The sequence below is a fragment of the candidate division KSB1 bacterium genome, assembly GCA_034505495.1.
Taxonomy (GTDB): Bacteria; Zhuqueibacterota; Zhuqueibacteria; order Residuimicrobiales; family Krinioviventaceae; genus Fontimicrobium_A.
The window spans coordinates 1-22,034 of record JAPDQV010000035.1; the positions used below are offsets into that span (position 1 = coordinate 1).

14 protein-coding genes are annotated in these 22,034 nt (G+C 56.3%); 13 read left to right on the forward strand and 1 reads right to left on the reverse strand.

Annotated elements, in window-relative coordinates; all coding sequences use genetic code 11:
• From ONB24_12280 to ONB24_12310, 7 genes are all read left to right on the forward strand, one after another.
• Positions 1–417 (forward strand): IS30 family transposase (locus ONB24_12280; GenBank protein MDZ7316890.1); only part of this gene is annotated, 417 nt, incomplete at its 5' end.
• Positions 418–1,507: 1,090 nt separating this feature from the next.
• The gene (locus ONB24_12285; GenBank protein ID MDZ7316891.1) at positions 1,508–4,231 is read left to right on the forward strand and encodes a TonB-dependent receptor; all 2,724 of its coding nucleotides are present in this window, start codon (positions 1,508–1,510) and stop codon (positions 4,229–4,231) included.
• Positions 4,232–4,273: 42 nt separating this feature from the next.
• A complete protein-coding gene (locus ONB24_12290) occupies positions 4,274–7,771 on the forward strand; it encodes a hypothetical protein (GenBank protein MDZ7316892.1) in 3,498 nt (1,165 codons plus the stop codon).
• A 17-nt stretch (positions 7,772–7,788) separates the two neighbouring features.
• Positions 7,789–8,841 carry a PorV/PorQ family protein gene (locus ONB24_12295; protein MDZ7316893.1) on the forward strand — a complete coding sequence of 351 codons (1,053 nt, stop codon included), beginning with the start codon at positions 7,789–7,791 and terminating at the stop codon, positions 8,839–8,841.
• A gap of 117 nt (positions 8,842–8,958) precedes the next feature.
• On the forward strand, positions 8,959–9,708 hold the full coding sequence (locus tag ONB24_12300; GenBank protein MDZ7316894.1) for a 1-acyl-sn-glycerol-3-phosphate acyltransferase: 750 nt from the start codon (positions 8,959–8,961) through the stop codon (positions 9,706–9,708).
• A 7-nt stretch (positions 9,709–9,715) separates the two neighbouring features.
• Entirely contained in the window at positions 9,716–10,639 is a 924-nt protein-coding gene (locus tag ONB24_12305; protein ID MDZ7316895.1) for a diacylglycerol kinase family lipid kinase, read from the forward strand.
• Between the two features lie 249 nt (positions 10,640–10,888).
• Complete coding sequence (locus tag ONB24_12310) at positions 10,889–13,753, forward strand: PA14 domain-containing protein (protein MDZ7316896.1); 2,865 nt, start codon at positions 10,889–10,891, stop codon at positions 13,751–13,753.
• 625 nt (positions 13,754–14,378) lie between these two features.
• Here ONB24_12310 and ONB24_12315 read toward each other — a convergent pair.
• Positions 14,379–14,615, reverse strand: a complete 237-nt coding sequence (locus ONB24_12315; GenBank protein ID MDZ7316897.1) for a hypothetical protein — start codon at positions 14,613–14,615, stop codon at positions 14,379–14,381.
• On the opposite strand from ONB24_12315, the gene ONB24_12320 reads away from it, so the two are divergent.
• The 6 genes from ONB24_12320 to ONB24_12345 are packed head-to-tail and all read left to right on the forward strand — an operon-like array spanning position 14,605 to position 21,844.
• Entirely contained in the window at positions 14,605–15,162 is a 558-nt protein-coding gene (locus ONB24_12320; GenBank protein MDZ7316898.1) for an aldo/keto reductase, read from the forward strand. The genes ONB24_12315 and ONB24_12320 overlap by 11 nt on opposite strands.
• Positions 15,163–15,202: 40 nt before the next feature.
• Positions 15,203–16,876, forward strand: a complete 1,674-nt coding sequence (locus ONB24_12325) for a glycoside hydrolase family 9 protein (protein ID MDZ7316899.1) — start codon at positions 15,203–15,205, stop codon at positions 16,874–16,876.
• A gap of 27 nt (positions 16,877–16,903) precedes the next feature.
• On the forward strand, positions 16,904–18,766 hold the full coding sequence (locus tag ONB24_12330) for a hypothetical protein (GenBank protein ID MDZ7316900.1): 1,863 nt from the start codon (positions 16,904–16,906) through the stop codon (positions 18,764–18,766).
• A 50-nt stretch (positions 18,767–18,816) separates the two neighbouring features.
• Positions 18,817–19,308, forward strand: coding sequence for a hypothetical protein (locus ONB24_12335; GenBank protein ID MDZ7316901.1), 492 nt, complete (start codon positions 18,817–18,819; stop codon positions 19,306–19,308).
• Between the two features lie 21 nt (positions 19,309–19,329).
• A complete protein-coding gene (locus ONB24_12340; protein ID MDZ7316902.1) occupies positions 19,330–20,361 on the forward strand; it encodes a uroporphyrinogen decarboxylase in 1,032 nt (343 codons plus the stop codon).
• A gap of 1 nt (position 20,362) precedes the next feature.
• Complete coding sequence (locus tag ONB24_12345) at positions 20,363–21,844, forward strand: Gfo/Idh/MocA family oxidoreductase (protein ID MDZ7316903.1); 1,482 nt, start codon at positions 20,363–20,365, stop codon at positions 21,842–21,844.
• Positions 21,845–22,034: the final 190 nt, after the last annotated feature.

Sequence of the window (22,034 nt, forward strand, 5' to 3'; positions counted from 1 at the left end):
GCTTCATTCTCTACGATCAAAGACAGGGCGGCGAATGGCACCGGCATCTCAGGCTCGGCAGGAAAAAACGGCGCAAACAAAGACCGTCGCGGACAAATTACGAACCGCGTCACCATTGACGCCCGTCCGGCCGTTGTCGATGAACGAACGCGCACCGGCGACCGGGAACTCGAGGCAATGATCGGCAAAAATCATCGGGGAGCCTTGATTACCATCGTCGAACGAAAAACCAGGTTCACGCTCATAGGTCGGCTCCCTCGGCGCGGGGCGGCCCTGCTTAAAAACGAATTGGTCGCCATGCTCTCCCCTTACAGAGGCAAAGTATTTACGATTACCGCCGACAACGGCAAAGAGAACTCGGAACATCAGGAAATCGCGAAACTTCTCGGCGCCGATTTCTTTTTCGCCCATCCCTGAAGCTACAGCTCGTGGGAACGCGGCCTCAACGAAAACACCAACGGCTTAATCCGGCATGTCCTGCCTAATAAAACCGGTTTTGAGGATATTGACAAAGAACGGATCAAAATCATTCAGGATAAACTGAACAACCGGCAGAGAAAATGTCTCGACTATAAAACTTCGGCCGAACTTTTCCTTAATTCATTTGTTACACTTGGAACTTGAATCCGCCCTCCTTTTTTTGGTAGACTTGTTTACTAAATCTTTCTTCGTTTCGGTTCGGCTTCATCTTATCATAAACATCCCTCCTATTTTGTTGTCCCTTATATATATATATTCGCAACAAACCCTCCATCATAAAATTTTCTGCAATTTTCTTGTAACTTTTTGTAACCTGTTTCCGAATGCAGGCAAGCCTTAAAAAGCAACACCGACCATTTTCATTCTGCTGTTCAATTACTTGCCGCTTCCAGCCCGCGGAAATCTTAATCCCCCTCCTCTAAAAGCCTCCGCACCGGCTGCTTAGGCTCCAGACCGCTCTTTATTCCCTAAATAACCTTCCCTTCGATTCGTTTCCCCACTTGTCACTCATTCTTCGCCTAGTTGCCGAAAATCTCATTCCCTTTCCCCTCCCCTTCACCTGAACTGCTTCAACAGACCTGAGGACTCAATAAAAAGCCCGCCGCATCCCCCTAGAAAAGCATGCGCGGGCTTTACTCAACCTGAAAAACTACTTGGGGTAAGTCATCTTGACCACCGAATGATAAGCCTTCCCGTCACTCTACAAAGGCCGAGCCTCCAGGCGGAAAATTAACTACCGGCAGAACCGGCGGGGCGTCACGGACACTGAGCCCCTAGGCTTTGCAATCCATCTTTCATCTCAGCTATCTTGGTTACTATGATGAGCTGACGGATTAATCAGCCGGATCTTCAAATTCCCTCAAGATTTTATCCTTGACATTCAATGATATTTTTTTAAATTCTTACTGGTTCGAAATCGATTAAGAAGGCCTGTAAAGAAGAAAGCCGCGGTTTGGGCCACACCGCGGCTTTCGGACAAACGATTGGGAGCTTTAGCTTCGTCAGTCAATCAGCGAGGGAGAGTGTCGTGAAACAACAAAGCCTTGTAGCGGTTCTGTGTCTCCTGCTTCTCTGGAGCGGGGTTTCCTTCGCCGCCACCACCGGCAAAATCGCCGGCAAAGTGACGGACAAATCGACCGGCGAGCCGCTGCCGGCCGCTAATGTAACCGTCCTAAATACCCGCTTCGGCGCCGCGGCGGATATGGACGGCGACTATTTCATCATCAACCTGCCGCCGGGCAGATATTCGGTCAAAGCAACGATGATCGGCTACGGCGCCGTTCAGTACAACGACGTCCTCGTCAGCGTCAACGCGACGACCACGCTCAACTTTCAGCTGGCGCCGGAAGTCATCCAGGGCGAAACGATCACCGTCACCGCCACGGCCATGTCCTATAAAAAAGACGAGACCTCTTCGGTGCGGCACGTGTCGTCCGAGCAGATCGACGTGCTGCCGCTGCAGAACCTCGGCGACGTCATCAAGATGCAGGCAGGCGTGGTCGAAGGGCACTTTCGCGGCGGCCGCTTGGGCGAGGTATCGTATATGGTCGACGGCGTTCCGGTCAACGAGTCCTTCGGCGGCGGCAACGCGACGGTGACGATCGAGAACGACGTCATCAAAGACCTTGAAGTGATCACCGGCACCTTTAACGCCGAGTACGGTCGCGCCATGAGCGGCATCGTCAACGCCGTGACCAAAGACGGCGCAGATCAGCTCCGCGGCCGCATCTGGGGCCAACTCGGCAATTACTACACAACCCATACGGACTTGTTCATCGGCCTCAAACCGCTGGAGATCACGCGCAATCAGGACTACCGCATTCAGCTCGAAGGGCCGATCGTGCGCGGCAAGCTGAACTATTTCTTCAACCTGCGCTATCAGGACAACAAGAATCACCTGAACGGCATCCGCAGATTCCTGATGACCGACTATTCCGATTATTCTTCCGACGACCGACGCAACTGGTTCGACATCCACAACGGCGACAGCGCTTACGTGCCGATGTCCGCCGGACAGTACGCTTCCTTTTTCGGCAAAGTGACCTACAAGCCGTTGCCCGACGTCAAGCTGACCGCCTCCTATACGCGCGACGACAACGAGTGGGGCACCTATCAGCACGCCTGGAAATATGCACCCGACGGCGTGGCGAAAAACTATGAGAACACCGATCTCTGGGCGGTGACCCTCAACCACAGCATCGGCAAATCCCTGTTCTATGAAGCAAAATATTCCTACTTGGACAATTATTACGGCAATTATCTCTATAAAAACCCGTTGGACAGCCGCTATATCCACGATCGCTACGCCACGGCTACCGGCCCGGGCTTTTACACCGGAGGCCAACAGAAAGGACACGTCGTGCGGCTGCAGAAAGATCACACCGCCAAACTGGACGTGACCTGGCAGGCGCATAAAAATCACAGCCTCAAGGCGGGCGTGCTGTATATCGATCACATTCTCGACAACAAATCCTACACTATTCTTAATCTCTATCGCAACAAAGACAACGAGTTCGACAACTATTTCGACCCGGAAAAGAACACCTACATCTTTCCCAATTACCAGCCGGTGATCTTGGGCGATTCGACGCAGTACGGTGAAGAGTACCGCAAGAGTCCCAAAGAATTCTCCGCCTACCTGCAGGACAAGATGGAATTCAACGAGATGGTGATCAATTTGGGCGTGCGCTACGACCGTTTTGATCCCAACACCGTATATCCCTCCAACCTGCGCAATCCGGCCAATCAGCTGCGCTTTCCCGACAATCCTGAACGAATGTCCACGCTGCTCAAAGCCGACCCCAAGGAGCAGATCAGCCCGCGCTTCGGCCTCTCGTATCAATTGAGCGACGCGGCCAAGCTGCACTTCAGCTACGGGCATTTCTTCCAGGCGCCGCCGTTCTATGCGTTTTATCAGAACCATTCCTTCCTCGTCGCGCCGACCGATTATGCTACGCAGATGGGCAATCCACAGCTGGAAGCGCAAAAGACGGTGCAGTACGAAGTCGGTTTGTGGCAGGAGATCGTGCGCGGCATGGGACTGGAGGTCAACCTCTTTTACCGCGATATTTACGACCTGCTCAGTATGAAGGTGGTCAGCACCTACAACCAGATCGAGTACGGCTTGTACACCAACAAAGATTACGGCAATGTCAAGGGATTGGAAGTCAAGTACGATGTGCGCTTCGGGCCGATCTTCGCCATGGTGAACTATACGCTGCAGTACACTCGCGGCAATGCCGACAATCCGACGCAGACCTTTACCCGCGCCGGTGAGAGCAAAGACCCGATTCCGCGGTTGATTCCGATGTCCTGGGATCAGCGGCATACGCTCAATGCCAGCGTCAACTATGCCGAAAAGAACTACAGCATCAGCCTGGCGGCCTATTATGATCACGGAACGCCGTACACTTGGACGCCGATCGCCGAGAGCCGTCTGTACAAGGTCAATCTCTATCCGAACAATGCCAAAAAACCGGCGAAATTCCGTACCGACCTGTTCGGCTATTACGATTTCAAGCTTAGCAACCGCTACACGCTGCGCGCCAGTTTGCTGATCGAAAACCTGTTCGACGCCAAGAACGAGCTGTTCGTCAATCCCACTACCGGGCGCGCCAACGAGGCGATCATTTTGCCTACCGACTTGGCGAGCCACCGCAGCTTGTTCAACGAATACATCGACCGCGTCATTAATCCGGCGGCCATTGAGGCGCCGCGGTTCGTCAAACTCGGACTCGGAATTCTCTTCTGAGAGCCGAAAACGATGAAACGACCTTAATCGAGAGGATTAGGCATGAAAAAGATTTTTGTTTTTATCCTGCTTTTGGTCTTGGGAATGCCGGTCGAACAAGCGGCGGCGCAGGGCAAACCGTATGACGGGCCGGATGACCCGGCCGGCGACATTGCCGCGGTCCGCGAAGGCTACATGACCGGCAACCGCGTCTTTATCACCTTCAAGAATCAATGCGAACTGGCCGATTGGCCGCGCGTCGAAGTGTCCAAATGGCCGAACGACGCCACCGGTTCGAAAATGACCGACGGCGTCAACATCCTTATCACCGCACAAGTTTTCCTCGATCCTGACACGACCAAGGATCCGAACGATCCGGCGCGCTGGCGGCCGGTGACCGATCCGGTGCGCATTGCCGCTGAAAAGCTGGATACGCTTTGGTACTGCCAGACTGCGTTCCGCGGCGGTTATGACGTCGATCCCACCGGCACGATTCCCTGGATCATCTATCCGGTCTTCGGCTATTTCAATGAGCTTTCCGAGTATCCGGCGATGAGCAATCTGCCCGATTCCTGGCCGCCGAAAGGCTGGCCGGCGCGCGGCGATCAGCTCAAGTGGCCGGGGGTCTGGAACGGCCGCTTCGGCTTGGGAGTCATGTACGCGGACTTGGAGACCTACTTTGCCTGCAATGATGCCCAGGATCAGGAGTATCTGCAGCCCGAAAGCCCGCTGAAATATTATCCGCGCCCCGGCGTTAAAATCGGCGACAAGCGGCCGGATGTGACGATTCAATACGGCTGCCCGTGGGGCGGTATCGGCGTGCGCGTTGAAGCGCGCGGCTACCAATGGAACAATCCCCTGGCGCGCGACGCCATCTTTTGGGAGTACAACGTTTCCAACATCTCCGACTATGACCTGCCGCAGGTGGCGTTCGGCTTTCACGTCGACAATGCCATCGGCAACGACGCCAACGACGAGATCGGCTTTTTCGACACCTATTTGGATATGGCGTTTTCCTGGGACATAAACGGCGTCGGCTCGGGCGGTTTAAAAGTCGGCACCATGGGATTTGCCTACCTCGAAAGCCCGGGCGCCGCCTATGATGGGGTCGATAACGACCAGGACGGCCTGATCGACGAAAAGCGCGACAATCCGACTGCCGGCCGCCTGCTGGGGCCGGAGGAAGGTATCGCCGATCTGGAAGCCTTTTTGAAATATTACGCCCTGAATCGTTCCGATCTGCGTCCCCATTGGGAAGGCGACGAAGATCAGGACTGGATGGACGGCGACGACAAAAACGGCAACGGCATTTACGATATCGACGAAAACGCAGGCGATGATGTCGGCTTGGACGGCATTGGACCCGGCGAGCTGAATTATCCAGGCCCGGATGAGGGCGAGTGCAACCATCGCCCCGACTTTCTCGAAGGCTTCGGCTGCGAACCCAACTACAACTTTACCGACGTGACCGAATCGGATATGATCGGCTTGACGGCCTTTACCCTTTTCCCGGTGGCGGAAACGCTGAACGGCAAACCAAAGACCTTCCATCAGGATTGGGTGATGTGGCAGTTGACCGGCACCGGCATGTTGAAGGAGTACATCGGCGAGATTTCCAACTTGATCGAAATCTTTGCCTCCGGCCCGTTCCCCCTGTACAAAGGCCGCACCGAGCGCGTCTCCATGTCCATGCTGCACTCCTTCGACGATCTGAACGGCTTGAATCAAAAGCCGCCGCAGGCGCCGATTCTTTATGAGCTCAAACGCGTCGTGCAGCTGATCTATGAGAAGGACTATCGTTTTGCTCAGCCGCCCAAGATGCCGACGCTGACCGCCACCGCCTACGACGGCAAAGTGGTGCTGACCTGGGACGATGTTGCCGACAAAGCCACCCGCGAGCCGTTCCTGCGCGGAGTCAACGACTTTGAAGGTTACAAACTCATCCGCGCCACGGACAAAAAGTTTCAAGATGCCATGGTGATCACCGACGGCTACGGCACCCCTTCGCTCTATAAAGCCATTTACCAGTGCGATCTGAAAAACGGCAGGCGCGGCTTTACCAACTACGGCCTGCTCAACGGCATGGGCTACTATTTGGGCGACGACACCGGCATCACGCATTATTTCGTCGATGAAAACGTGCAAAACGGCGTGACTTATTACTACGGGTTGGCAGCCTACGATTACGGCATCACGCCTGATCTCGCTCCGCCCGGAATAGCGCCGTCGGAAAACAATCTGGTTATCGAACTGGACGAGTTCGAAGAGATCCGCCGCATCGGTCAAAACATTGCCATCGTGACGCCGCACAGCACACCGCCGGAATATACGCCGCCCTCGCTGCAGATTTTGGCCAACAGTCTCAAAAAGACATCCGGTTGGGCGCAGCCAAAAATCGTGGCCAAGAACGCCCTCAAGCCGAATCATATCTATACGCTAAAGTTCACAGCCAAGATCAAGACGGCGCTCAAGGACACGCCGAACGGCTACTATTATTTGACCAACGGCTACGAAATCTATGACGTTACCGACAGCAATCGCGTGGTGGTCAAAGAAGATCCGGAGCATGCCATCCTCGACAATCTGGTTTACGACCGCATCAACTTTGACGAAACGGCGCCGGAAAAGGATTGGTTTTTGAAAATCGGCAGTCCGCTGACCTCCGATATTGCCGACGGCGTCGTGATCCAAATGCAGGCCAATCATATCTCTTCGCTGCACGGCGGCTATGACTTGGCCAATTCCGGCTGGGTGCAGGGCAACGCGAGCATCGGCATTGCGCCGACTGAAGATGCGGTCAAATATTTCCCATGGGATTATGAGCTGATTTTCACCAATAATCCCAGCGCCTACATCGGCAAAGCGGCGGCCACCAAGACCGTCGTGCGCGATACGGCCGGACCAGTGCCGCCTGAGATGCAGCTCGCACGGCAACCATGGCCGTTCTTTATGATCAATAAAACTTTTCCGCATGCGACCGGCGAATACGACACCCTGGACGTCATCGGCATTGATGATAATGCCAACGGCGTATTCGACTGGAAGGAAGACCGCGTTTTGTTCGGCGTGACGGACGACCGCAACCGCTGGAAAAAGAGCGTGTTTGTCGTCAAATTCTACGAACAACCGCAGGCGGGCGACGTTTACTTTGCCACTTTCAATCGCCCCTTCTTTACCTGCGATTCGCTGACGTTCAAGGTGCTGCCGGAAGGCGAGCTGAATCTGCAAAAAATCAATGAGGAAATGGACCGAATTACCGTCGTGCCCAACCCCTACATTGCCTCCAACGACATGGAACCGGCGGTTTTCAACCAGTTCCTCAATCAGCGGCGTCGGATCATGTTCACCCATCTGCCGGCACAGTGCAAGATCACCATTTTTACTGTGAGCGGCGTCTTTGTCGATGAAATCGATGTGGAAAACGCCGCCGACAACGGCATTGCCCACTGGGACCTCAAATCGAGTGAAGGCTTGGACATCGCCGCCGGCATGTATCTATATCACGTCAAGTCGAAACGAACCGGCGCCGAAAAAATCGGCAAGTTTGCCATCATCAAGTAATGAGGGAGTGAACGATCATGAAGATCTCGATCAAATATATCGTGCTTCTGCTGCTCATCTTGGCAGCGGTTGCCTCGGCGCAGCAGCCCTATCGCCGCGGCACCACGGCGGCAAACTTTTTAGAGATCGGTTACGGCAGCCGCGGCAACGCCATGGGCGATGCGGTCGTCGCCACCTCCGAAGACCTTGAATCCTGCTACTGGAACCCGGCCGGTTTGGCGATGATGAGCCGCAACGAGGTGTTGTTCAGCATGCAGCCGTGGGTCATCGACATCAACACCAGCTTTGCGGCCGTCGGCTTGGTATTGCCGCGCTACGGCGTATTTGCGCTGTCCATCAACCAGATGAACTACGGCAAAGAAAAAGTCACCACTCTGGCGGCGCAGGACGGCACCGGCGAAAACTATACGGCCGCCGAGTTCGCCTTTCAACTGTCGTACGCGCGCAAGTTGACGGAGTGGTTTTCCTTCGGCGCCGGCATCAAGTACGTCAACTCGACGATTTGGCACGTCAGCGGCAATGCGGCGGCCATCGATTTGGGCGCCTTGGTCAACACCCCCTTCTTTTCGCCCACCGGCGACCGCAGCGACGGCCTGGCCATCGGCATGAGCATTGCCAATTACGGCACCCGAATGCGCTACGACGGCATGGACCTTCTGCAGCCCATCGATCCCAATCCCAACGTCAGCGGCAATTACGCCTATGTCGAAGGCCAATATCTCACTCAGTCTTGGGAGTTGCCTCTGATCTTTCGCATCGGCGTGGCGCTGCATCCGATTGTAACCCACAATCACCGCCTTACGCTCGAGGCGGATGCGCTGCATCCCAACAACAACAGCGAATCGGTCAATCTCGGTGCACAATATCGTTTTACGCTGCCTTCTTTCGGCAGCTTTTACCTCCGCGCCGGCTATAAAGGTCTGTTCATGGATCGATCCGAGTACGGTCCCTCCTACGGTTTCGGCATCTCGACGCGCCTTTCCCGCTTGGGCCTGCGCATCGACTACGCGCTGCGCGATATAGGCCTCCTTGGAACAGTGCATGCTTATACCGTCAGCATGCTGTTCTGATTGACTCACCTCCTCACGATCCCCGGCCGCTTGCGACCGGGGATTTTTTTTGCTATTTCCATTTGATTTTCTGAATCAAATTCTTAATTTATGCTTAACGCAAATGGACGTCGCCCCATGCCGAAAACCGCTCTGACGATTTTCATTTACACCCTGCAGTTCGCTTTTACGGCGATTGCCGTGCCGATCGGCATTGCCGCTTCCTACCTGCTGCCCCAGCGCCCCTTTCTGCGCATTGTACAGCTCTGGGCTCAAGGTCTTTTCGTTCTAATGGGAAAGCGGATCGAGCGCTTCGGCGTACCGCCGCGGGAAAGAAACGGTCTTTTGATCCTGGTCAATCATTCCAGCTTGTACGACATCCCGGCGGTTATGACGATCTGGCCCGGAGTCGCCTGGTTGGGCCGCGACTATCTGCTGCGCATTCCGCTCTTCGGCCGCATGCTGAAGCGGCTGAACTATATCGGCGTCGAACGGGATCCGACGCAAAGCGCACGACGCATTCTAAATCAGGCGCTGGCGGGTGCGGCAAGATTCAACATTGCCGTTTTTCCGGAAGGCACGAGAACCCTCAACGGCCGACTCGGCGAATTCAAGCGCGGCTTTGTTCACATTATGCGCAGCGGAAAGCTTGACGTGCTGCCGGTGACCTTGACCGGTTTCTATCAGTTAAAGCCCAAGAACCGATCGACGATAGACATCCGAGCGCCTTTGCGCATCATTGTCGGTAAACCGATCGGCTATGAAGAGTTGGAGTGGCTGTCGACGCAGGATATTCTGAACCGTATGCGGGAGATCATCGAGATGCAGCTCCTGACAGGCCGTCCTTATCAAGAGATTCCCGCACCGAGTAACGTAATGGAGAGGTAGAACGCTCATGTCGAAAGAAAAATGGGGATTCGTCATTAATCCCATAGCGGGAAACGGTTACGCCCGCCATTATGCAGCCAAGGTGAAGGAAAAGATCAGCCAACACAACCTCGATGCACGGCTGGTGTTTACGGAGCGTCGGGGGCATGCGGTCGAGTTGGCGGCGGCGCTGGCGCGCGAAGGCTGCAAGATCATCGTGGCGGTGGGCGGCGACGGTACCGCCAACGAAACCGCCAGAGGCCTGTTGGAGCATCCGCAGGTGACTTTCGGCATCGTTTCAGCAGGCACCGGCAACGATTTTGCGCCGGTACTCGGCTTTTCCGAGCATTTTACCGACCAAGACTGGGACGTTCTTTTCGAGGAACACGCCACACGCATGGATGTCGGCCAGTGCAATGAAAATTATTTTTTGAACGGCATGGGACTCGGCTTTGACGCCCAGGTGGCGGCGGAAAATTATCGCCCGGATCAATCCGTCAAGGAAGGCAGCGGCACCAAGTATTTCCGGCATATCATCAAAAATCTCTTTTTGTATCGCGAAAAACCTTTGCGGGCGCAGTTCAACGGGCACAAGCACGAGGCGCTGACCTTTATGAACACCATCGGCAACGGCCGGCGCGTCGGCGGCGGCTATTACCTGACGCCCCAGGCTTACGCCGACGACGGACTTTTCGATATTTGTCTGGTCGAACCTTTGCCGCTTTTCGAACGGCTCAAGCTCTTTCTCAAGGCGCCGAAAGGCGGTCATTTGGGTCATCCCAAAGTTTCGTATTTCCGCGCACCGGAACTCTATGTCGAGTTCGATGAAACCGTTCCGCATCATTTGGACGGTGAGCTGTTTTTTGCCGAAAAATTCCACGTGCGCATTCTGCCGAAAAAGCTCAAAGTGCTGTTCAATCCGCGCGGCCGCCATTTTCTTCAGCTTGCGTAAGAGATTGGGGCTCCTTCATTAAACCATTTTTTCCTCGAGCTGCAACAGGACCACCACAAACGGCTTTTTCTTCCCAAAGCAGAGCATTGACGGCCTTTAAACCGATTGACCTTTCTTTGGTCTTCATCGACCGCAAAAAGCAAAAGGATAGTTCCGCCTGCTTTTTTAATTTTGAATTCAATATTTTCTTGTGCAGAATGCGATCTTTTGCTACCTTATAGTGTGAACAAATTGGTGGAGGTTGGGAAAATGTTCAAAACAATTACCGTACTTTTTTGCTTCTCTTTGCCCCTTTTCGGCGCCGTTACCCACGGCCTGCTCGGCTCTTATTACGACGATCTCAACCTGACTGAATTCGTCGAGACCCGCATCGACTCCGTTATTAATTTCGACGATACAACCCTCGGCGCGGCTCCGGCCGGTACAAAAGTCAAACCCGACGGCCAATACTCCATCCGCTGGACCGGCTTTGTGCGCATCGACTCGACCGGCTCCTGGCAGTTTTTTACCATGAGCAACGACGGGGTTCGCCTATGGTTGGGTGAGGACAAGCTGATCGACAATTGGACAACCCATACAGCTAAAGAAGACCGCGCCTCACGATCCCTACAAAAAGGATGGTACCCGATTCGCCTCGAATACTTTCAGGACGGCGGCGGCTCCATTATGCAGCTTCGTTTTCAGGGCCCAGGCTTTAAAAAGGCGATCATCCCCTCAGCCAATTTAAGCGCCTTTGATCCTCGAGCAGGTATTCCGACGGTCGACGCCGGACAAGACCGATTCGTGGAGCTGCCGACCGACACGCTTACATTGACGGGAACCGCTACGGACACCAACGGCGTCATCGTTGTCTATCGTTGGGAACAGACGGCCGGCCCTTCGCCCGCCCGACTCGAAGGGACGGACAGCCCCACCCTGCATTTATCGGGTTTGGTAGAGGGTAAATATGTATTTCGCTTGACCGTCATCGATAATGACGGCGATCAAGCGTCCGATGAAGTCGTCGTGATGGTCGTGCCGCAGGCCGGGGAGCCGCTGGTTTCCGGCGAATTGAAAAAATGGCACAAAGTCACCCTCACTTTTGACGGCCCGCCGAGCGCCGAGACTGCAACGCCGAATCCTTTCTTAGATTATCGTCTGACGGTGACTTTTACTGCTCCCGACGGCCGCATCATTCAGGTTCCGGGGTTCTATGCCGCCGACGGACGGGCTGCAGAAACGAGCGCCGATTTCGGCCGCAAATGGCAGGCGGTGGTGATTCCCGATCAAGTCGGCTTGTGGCGCTACAAGGCTTCTTTTCGTTTCGGCTCGAACATTGCCGTGGATCTGAATGAGGAGAGCGGCGAGCCGACCGCCTTCGACGGCGTCGAGGGCAGCTTTACCGTCGCCCCAAGCGACAAGCAGGCGCCCGATTTCCGCGCCAAAGGACTGCTGCAGTATGTCGGCGGGCACCATCTACGCTTTGCCGAAACAGGCGAATATTTTCTCAAAGGCGGCGCCGACAGCCCGGAAAATTTTCTCGCCTATTACGAATTCGACGGTACGTGGGATAACGGCGGCAAACCGCTGCCCGGCCTGATCAACGGTCTGCACCGCTACGAACCGCACCTTGGCGACTGGCGGCCAGGCGATCCGACTTGGCAGGACGGCAAGGGCAAGGGCATCATCGGCGCCTTGAACTATCTTGCCTCCCAGGGCGGCAATTCGGTCTATTTTTTGACCATGAACGTGACCGGCGACGGTGACGACGTCTGGCCGTGGATCGCTCCGCACGCCTATCACCGTTTCGATGTCAGCAAGCTCGAGCAGTGGGAGATCGTCTTTTCTCACATGGATCGGCTGGGCATTCAGCTGCACGTCGTTCTGCAGGAGACTGAGAACGATCAGCTGCTGAACGACGGAGAATTGGGTCTGGAGCGCAAACTCTATTTTCGGGAACTGATCGCGCGCTTCAGCCATCATTTGGCGCTGGTTTGGAATCTTGGTGAGGAAAACACCAACACGACGCAGCAGCTCAAAGATTATTGCACCTTCATCAAGGCGCTCGATCCCTATGACCATCCGATCGTCGTGCATACCGATCCCCAGCGAGACGGCTATGAGCCGATCTACGGTCCTCTGCTCGGCTTTCCGCTGTTCGACGGCGCCAGCCTGCAGGTGTTCGAGCCGCAAAAAGGCGATCAGCTCAGCGTCATCAATTGGCTGCCGGTGCATCGCCTGACGCTTGAATGGCGAAAGCGTTCGGCGGCTGCCGGTCACAAGTGGATCGTCTGCGGCGACGAAATGGGCGGCTGGGCCAACGGCCTGCGCCCGGACGCGGTCGATCCGACACGCGATTGGCCGCGCAAGTACGGCTTATGGGCCAATCTCATGGCCGGCGGTGCGGGCGTCGAATGGTACTGCGCCGGTCAGGATCAATCCCTGGAAGACTGGCGCACCCGAGAAACCATGTGGAAACAGACGGCCGCGGCGCTGCAGTTTTTCCACACTTACCTTCCCTTTTGGCAAATGGAACCGGCCGATTCGCTGCTCGAAAGCGGCGTCGGCTATTGTCTTGCCAAGCCCGGAGATACCTATCTCGTCTATCTCTTGGAAGGCGGCGAGCAAACGCTTGACCTCAAGAACGACGGCACGACCTATCACGTCGCCTGGTTCGATCCGCGCCAAGGCGGCAGATTGCGGCGCGGCAGCGTGCTTGAGGTGCAGGGGCCGGGAAAAGTTTCACTCGGTCGTCCGCCCTACGACGTCGATCGCGATTGGGCGGTGCTGCTGTCGACGGTGCACACGGCCGTCAACGACGATGCGCAGACAGAGGCCTTGCCGAAAAGCTGCTCGCTGCTGCCGGTTTACCCCAACCCCTTCAACCAGGAAACGGTGATCACTTTTGAACTGCCGAAGCCGATGACCGTCGAGCTGGGAATTTACAATCTGCAGGGACAGCAGGTGCGCGAGCTGGTACGGGAACCCCAGGCGCCCGGCCTGCGCCGCATCGTTTGGGACGGCCGCAACAGCCGCAATCAGTCTTTGGCAAGCGGCACCTATCTCGTGCGCATGAAAGCCGTGAGCGCCGACGAGCGCGTCGAGAAAACGGTTAAATGCGTGCTGCTGAGATAGCCGCTCCTTTCTTGGGCAAAAGGCGTCGGCATCTTCCGCCGACGCCTTTTTTGTTGGTGTGAATCAAGCCGAACAGCAGGCAAAACGCCGGAACCCGACAAACGCTTTTCCGCAAAACCAGCGTGTTTCTCCCTTTATGATTCTCTACCAAGACCTGCAGCTTATCAAATCTGCTTTTCGGCAAATTTCTCGAAAGATGGAAAATACAGCTTTGCAGGCTGTAATGACTATGAACAAACCTTATCTTCGCATAGTCTGTCGAACATACAGATAAATCCGCGATGCGCTTCTCCGGCGGGGCAGATCAGAACCTCCGTGATTCTGCCGGTGAATCAAAAACCTCAATTTACCGCCTTTGTTTTGTTCGCCGATCTTTTTACCTTTCAATCAATAATTTTTGCCACGAAGGCACAGAGATTTTTAATTCGGCTGATTTATATGCTGAACTATTTCAAAAAAATCAACAAACCTCTCGACCCATTTTCTATAAAAACTGTGTGACCTCCGTGCCTCCGTGGCTTGACAAATGAATTGAAAAAAAATTACACAATTTTTTGGAGGAGAAATGAATCGTCACAAAATCACCCGCCGAGATTTTTTGAAAACCGCCGCCGCGGCGGCCGTACTACCGCCGCTTATCGCCGAGAGCGCAACCGGTCAATCCCCCATCGACCAGGTTCCGCTCGGCAAGACCGGCCTGACCCTCAGCCGTCTGGGCATCGGCGTCGGCACTTACGGCGGCCGGCTGCAGCGCGATCTGGGACACGATGGCTTTAATGCGCTCATCCGTTACGCCTACGAGCGAGGCGATCAAGGATCTGCCGCGGGAAAAGCTGTTCATCCTTACAAAAATGGGCGGCATACCGGAGGATCCTTTGAAGGAAATCGACCGCTTCCGCAGCGAGCTCGGCACCGATTATATCGACTGCCTTTTGATTCACTGCAAGGTGACGGCGGACTGGCCGGAAACGCACAAATCCCTCATCGACGCCTTTTCCGAGGCCAAAGCGCGCGGCATTATTCGCAGCCACGGCGTCTCCTGTCACTCGCTGCCGGCGCTGCAGCGCGCCGCTCAGCTCGACTGGGTCGAGGTCAATTTGGTGCGCCTCAATCCCCAAGCCGTAAACATCGACACGCCGGACGAAAAGGTCTTTAATGACAGCAGGCCCGAGCATCTGGCTCCGGTCATCGAACAGATCAAACTCATGCGGCAGAACGGTCACGGCGTCATCGGCATGAAGATCATGGGCGAAGGCGCCTTTAAAACGGCGGAAGAGCGCAGGAAATCGATCACCTTTGCCGTGCAATCCGGATTGGTGGATGCGATGACCATCGGCTTCAAGAGCGCGGAAGAGATAGACGAGGCGATCGCCAACATTCAAACCGCCCTTGCAGAACAAAAGCGCTGAAAGTTCGTCCTATAGACGGTAAAGTGTGAAAAGAGGCTCTATGGGACAAAAATCTGCCTGGTTGCTGTTTGCGGCTCTGTCGGCGGCCGCTGCGGTTGCCGTGCAGGCGCAGACAATCGCGGTCAATTCCATCGGCTATTTGCCGGACGCGCCGAAAATCGCGACCCTTGCGGCGCCCTGCACGCGCTTCGAAGTGAAATCGAGCAAGGGCAAGACGGTCTTGATCGGCAAAGCGGTCGGCCCGTTCAAGCAGGACGACATTCCCCATGAGGTCTGGCTGGCCGATTTTTCCGCTTTAAAGAAACCCGGCACCTATTACATCGAAATTGCCGGCGTCGGCAAGTCGCCTCTTTTCCGTATCGGAAAGAATGTGTACGCTGACGCCTTTTACACAGCCATGCGCGCCATGTACCTGTGGCGCTGCGGAACCGCCGTGGAAGGAACGCACAACGGCAACGTTTATCGTCACGAGGCTTGTCATCTCGACGACGGCTATGAGGACTATCTCGGCCGGCCGGGCGTCAAACGCGACGGCGTCGGCGGCTGGCACGATGCCGGAGATTACGGCAAATACGTCGTCAACGCCGGGGTGACCGTCGGCTGCCTGTTCCTGGCCTGGGAGCACTTTCAGCCGCAATTAGAAAAAATAGCGCTCCATCTGCCGGAAACGGCTCCAGGCTATCCCGATTTCCTCAAGGAAATCAAATGGGAGATCGACTGGCTGCTCAAGATGGCCTATCCCGACGGCTCCGGCCGCGTGTCTCACAAACTGACGCGCACCAATTTCGAGGGCTTTGTCATGCCCGAAGCCGACGACGGCAAACGCTTCTTCACCGAGTGGAGCTCCGCCGCTACGGCCGATTTTGCCGCCATGACCGCCATGGCCGCGCGCATCTTTCAGCCTTACGATGCCGCCTACGCGCAGAGGTGCCTCGAGGCGGCCAAGCAAAGTTATGCCTATCTTCAGGAGCACCCCGAAAATGTGCCGTTCCGCATGGGCGACTTTCGCACCGGCGCCTATGCCACGCATGACGGCGACGACCGCATTTGGGCCGCAGCCGAGCTGTGGGAGACCACGGGCGATCCCGGCTATCTCGCCGATTTCGAGAGAATGAGCCGCGAATACAAGCCGCAAATGCGCCGCGGCGAAGCCGCCGCTTCGGAAAGCCGCTTGATCGACGACGATTGGGACTGGGGCAACGTGCGTAATCTCGGCTCCTTCACCTATCTCCTCTCCAAGCGTCAAGGCAGGAATGCGGAATTTTACGAGCGGCTAAAGGCGGATCTCCTGGCAAGCGCCGATTCGATTGCCGCCCACGCCCGTCGTGACGTCTACGGCAGGCCGCTGGAGCGCTACTACTGGGGCTGCAACGGCACGGTCGCCCGCCAGGTGCTCAACCTGCAGATCGCTTACCGCCTCTCGCCCAAAGCCGACTATCGCCGCGCGGCTCTCGATGCTTTGGCGCATCTCTTCGGCCGCAACGTCTACAGCCGCTCCTACGTCACCGGCCTGGGACACAATCCGCCGCTGCATCCGCACGACCGCCGTTCCGGCGCCGACACGATCGAGGCGCCGTGGCCCGGCTATCTGGTCGGCGGCGGTCACAGCGCAACCGGCTGGGTCGACGAAGAAGCCAGCTATGCCACCAATGAAATCGCCGTTAACTGGCAGGCGGCGCTGATCTATGCGCTGGCCGGATTCCTGCCGCAATAACGCCGCACTCTTTATAGGAACAAAGACATGGCAAAAAAAAGACTCGTTGCAGGCCTTGTTCTGTCGATCTCGTGCTGCAGCCCAGCTTCAGCCGATTCCTATAAAAATTTTCACGTCGCGGTCTATGCGCGCGCTTACGAAGTCCGTGAGATGGGCGATCTGACCAAGCTCGCCGAACGGTTCGACCTGATGCAGAAACACGTCAAGATCAGCAAAATCTATTTGGAAACGCACCGCGACATGATCGTGGTCGACCAGGAGACGCTCGACAAGGCCAAAGCCTTTTTTGCTGCGCGGGGCGTGCAGACCTCCGGCGGCATCACCATTACCGTCAACGAGATGAACCGCTTCCAAACCTATTGCTACACCAATCCGGAGCACCGCCGCAAACTGCGCGAAATCGTCGAATTCACCGCCCGCAATTTCGACGAAATCATTCTCGACGATTTCTTTTTTACCAACTGCAAATGCCCGAGCTGCATCGCCGCCAAGGGCAGGCGCAGCTGGACGGATTTTCGCCTCGACCTGCTCACCCGCGCCGCCAAAGAGCTCATTATCGAACCGGCCAAAAAGGTCAATCCGAAGGTGCGGGTCATCATCAAGTATCCGAACTGGTACGAGCACTTTCAAGGCCTGGGCTTTAATCTTAAAACCGGCCCCAAGCTGTTCGACGGCCTGTACACCGGCACCGAAACGCGCGATCCGTCGAGCAATCAACACTTGCAGGCATACCTGGGCTACCTCATTTTCCGCTACTTCGAAAACCTCAAACCGGGCAAAAATTACGGCGGCTGGGTCGATGCCGGCGGCATGCGCTATGCCGACCGTTACGCCGAACAGCTATGGCTGACGCTCTTTGCCAAAGCCCCGGAACAGACGCTGTTCGACTTTCGCGGCCTGCAGATGCCGTTGAGACCCAACCTGCGCGGCCCTTGGCATGGACAAGGCACCAGCCTCGATTTCGACGTCATGATCAAACCGGCGCTCAACGAGGACGGCAGCTATACCTCCGAAGCCGTGCTGTCGCTATTGGCCGGCTACGCCTTGCAACAAGTCGACGGCCTGCTCGGCGAGCTGGGCAATCCCGTCGGCATCAAAAGCTACAAGCCGTATCATTCGCTCGGCGAGGATTTTCTGCAGACCTATCTCGGCATGATCGGCATCCCCATGGATCTGGTCCCCGACTTCCCCCAAAACGAAAAGATGGTCGTGCTGACCGAAGCCGCCGCCTTTGACCCGCAGCTCGTCGCCAAAATCAAGCGGCAGCTGTCGAACGGCAACGATGTGCTCATCACCTCCGGACTGCTCCGCAAACTGGGCCCCAAGCTGGACGACATCGTCGAACTGCGTTACAGCGACCGCAAGGCCCTCGTCAAGCAGTTCCGTGCCGGCTGGGGGCCGATGCAGAACAGCGAGGCGGAAATGCTCATCCCGCAAATCCACTACCTGACCAACGATTCGTGGGAGGAGATTTCGGCGTTCGACGAAACCAACGGCTGGCCGCTGCTGCACTCGGCCGGCTATGCTGACGGCAGGCTCTATGTCCTCACCGTACCGGAAAACTATACCGACCTGTACCATCTGCCGCCGGCGGTTCTCAACCTGCTGCGGCAGACCGTTTCCGCCGGCATGCCGGTTCGCCTCGAAGGTCCGAGCCGCATCGCGCTGTTCGTCTATGACAACCACACCTTTATCGTCGAGTCGTTTCTCGACGAGTCCGCCGATGCGGCAGTGGTGGTCAAGCCGAAATGCGACAGCCTCCAAAATCTCCTGACAGGCGAAGAGCTTGCCGGCGAGGCGGTGCAGGACTTTCGTCGCCAGGATATCGGCGAAAAACGCTTCCGCTTTACCCTCAAGCCGCATTCCTATACGGTATGGAGAATACGCTAATCTGCCGATAAACTGCAAAACCCATGAACCCTAACCAACGAGGTGACTTTATGAAACGCATTAACGTATTCCTTCTGATGACTGCTTTTGCCGTCTCGGCGTTCGCCAAGGTGAATTTCAACGGCGAGTGGCGCTTTAACGAAAGCAAGAGCAAACTCGATCAGATGGGAGCGGCATTTATTCAAACCAAAATGGTCATCACTCAGGGCGACAACGACCTGACGATCAGCAACACCATGCCGAGCTTTGACGGCAGCGAAATGGTGACGGAACAGAAACTGACGCTGGACGGCCAAGAATGTCGTTCCGAAATCTGGAACTCCCAGCGCGTTTCCAAAGCCAATTGGTCCGAGAGCGGCGATGCTTTGGTGATCACCTCCGCCATCACTTTTGAGCGCGACGGTCAAAGCAGCGTGATCAACATAACCGAGGAATGGCGTTTAGCCGAGGACGGCAAGGCCCTGGTGATCAAGCACAACTCTTCCTCCGAGTGGGGCGAGCGCAACCTCACGCTGGTGTTCGACCGCGCTGAAAGCAAATAGCAAATCATAAAAGGGTTTCCAATGACCGATCCCCAATGGCAACAACTGGTTGCCAAGGTCCAAGGCCGCAGCCGCGAACCGGTCTGCGGCTTTATTATCGACTCGCCGTGGCTGCCGAATTGGTACGGCATCACGATCCTGGAATACATGACCGATCACGAACTCTGGCTGCAGGCCAATTTAAAAGCCGTTTCGCTCTTTCCGGATGCGCTGTTTTTGCCGGGATTTTGGGCGGAATTCGGCATGTGCACGGAACCGTCGGCGTTCGGCGTCCGCTGCACCTTTCCGCAGAACGAGTTCCCCTATGCGCATTCCACTCTGCGTTCAGCAGACATCGACGCGCTGCCGCAACCCGATCCCCGCACCGACGGTCTTTTGCCGTTCGTCATCAGCCGTCTGAAATGGGCGCAGCCGCGCCTCGAAAGCCTCGGCCACCGCATTCGTTTCGCCGTCGCGCGCGGCCCGCTCAACATCGCCGGCTTTCTGCTGGGCATGACCGAATTCCTCACCGCCATGATGATGGAACCGCAAAAAACGCATGCTCTGCTGCGCCGGATCACCGATTTTCTCAAGGACTGGCTGGACTATCAGCGGGAATGCTTTTCCACGATCGACGGCATTCTTTTGCTGGACGACATCATCGGCTTTCTCAGCGAGGATCAGTTCGTCGAGTTCGGCCTGCCCTATTTCAAGGAGCTGTTCGCCGCGCCGGTGACGGTGAAATTTCTCCACAACGACGCACCGTGCCGCGCCTCCGCACCGCATCTGGCGGAAATGGGCGTCAATCTTTTTAACATGGGCTTTGACGTCGAGCTTAATGAGCTGAAAGAGCTCACCGGCAATCAGGTGACCTTGTTGGGCAACATTCCGCCGCGCGACGTATTGGCCGCCGGAACGCCTGCGCAGGTGGCGGAGGCCGTGGAGCGGCAGTTCAATTCTCTGAAGAGCTGGGATCGCGTGATCTTTTCCTGCGGCGGCGGCATGCCGCCGGGCGTTTCATCCGAAAATCTGTCCGCATTCATCCAAGCAGTCAAATCGATAAGGAGCGTTTGAGATGCACAAACAACAAGAATCCTCTTCCTCGGCCATTTCGCGTCGACAGTTCGTCGGCTCCGTCGGCGCTGCGGCGGCGCTGTTCACCATCGTTCCTCGGCGCGTGCTCGGCGGGCCCGGCGTCGTGCCGCCGAGCGATCTGGTCAATGTCGCCTGCATCGGCGTCGGCGGCATGGGCAAGAACAACGCCTTTTCGCTGCGCACCCCGGACGCCATGGTCGAACAATGGAAAAAGGAGCAGGCTGAACAGCCGCAGGTCGATCCGAAAACGCTGACCTCTGAAGAACTCGAACGCCGCGAGCGGCGTCGACGCATGCGCGAGCCCAAACAGCTGGCCAACATCTATGCCCTCTGCGACGTCGACCTCGATTACGCCAAATCGACTATCGAGGCCTACCCCAAAGCCAAGGTCTACCAGGACTTTCGCAAAATGCTGGATACCGAAAAAGAGATCGACGCCGTGGTCATTGCCACGCCCGATCATACGCATGCCGTCATCGCCATGTACGCCATGCAGCTGGGTAAGCACGTCTTTTGCCAAAAGCCGCTGACCAAGACCATTTACGAAGCGCGGGTTTTGGCTGAAACGGCCAAAAAGATGAACGTCGTGACGCAGATGGGCAATCAAGGTCATGCAAGCGAAGGAGCGCGATTGATCAAGGAATGGCTGGACGACGGCGCCATCGGGCCGGTGCACCGCGTCGCGGTTTGGACCAACCGGCCGATCTGGCCGCAGGGCAATCTCAAGCGCCCGGAGGAAGCGCCGATTCCGGCCAACCTCGATTGGGACCTGTGGCTCGGTCCGGCGCCGAAAAAGCCGTACCATCCCGACGTCTGCCACTTCAAATGGCGCGGCTGGCGCGACTACGGCACCGGCGCGCTCGGCGACATGGGCGCCCATCTCATCGATCACCCCTTTTGGGCCCTGGATCTCGGACACCCGATCAGCGTCCAGGCCAGTTCCACGGAGTACAGCGACGACGCCTACCCGCTGGCGACCATGGTGACCTACGAGTTTCCGGCGCGCGGCAACCGTCCGCCGGTGACGCTCACCTGGTATGACGGCGGCCTGACGCCGCCGCGTCCCGACGAACTGGAACCGGGCCGACAAATGGGCACCGGCGGCAGCGGCGTGCTCTATTACGGCGAAAAGGGCATTCTCATGCACGGCGATTACGGCAACGCGCCGCGCCTCATCCCGGAAAGCAGAATGAAAGAGTACAAGCAGCCGGAGCACACCATCCCCCGCTCGCCCGGCATTCACGAAGAGTGGATCGAAGCGATCAAAACCGGCGGCCGGTCGACGACCGACTTTAGCTACTCCGGCCCGCTCACCGAGGTCATGCTGCTCGGCAACGTCGCCGTGTTCATGAAAGGTAAGAACACCAAATTAATGTGGGATCCGCAGAATCTCAAAATTACCAACGTCCCGGAAGCCAACGACCTCCTGCACTACCAGTATCGCGAAGGGTGGTCGCTGTAGCGGCGATTGCAGCAGCCAGACGGCCAAAGAGGAGATCTAAAAACAGTTTCTGTGAGATTATTGCCGCTTCTTCATGTTTTTCCCCATCCCCAACCGGTTCGGAACGATATCCGAGCCGGTTTTTTTATCATCGGCTATTGAAAGATGCCAAAGACGCTAAGTTTATCATCAGCACATTCTAAAGGCTCTT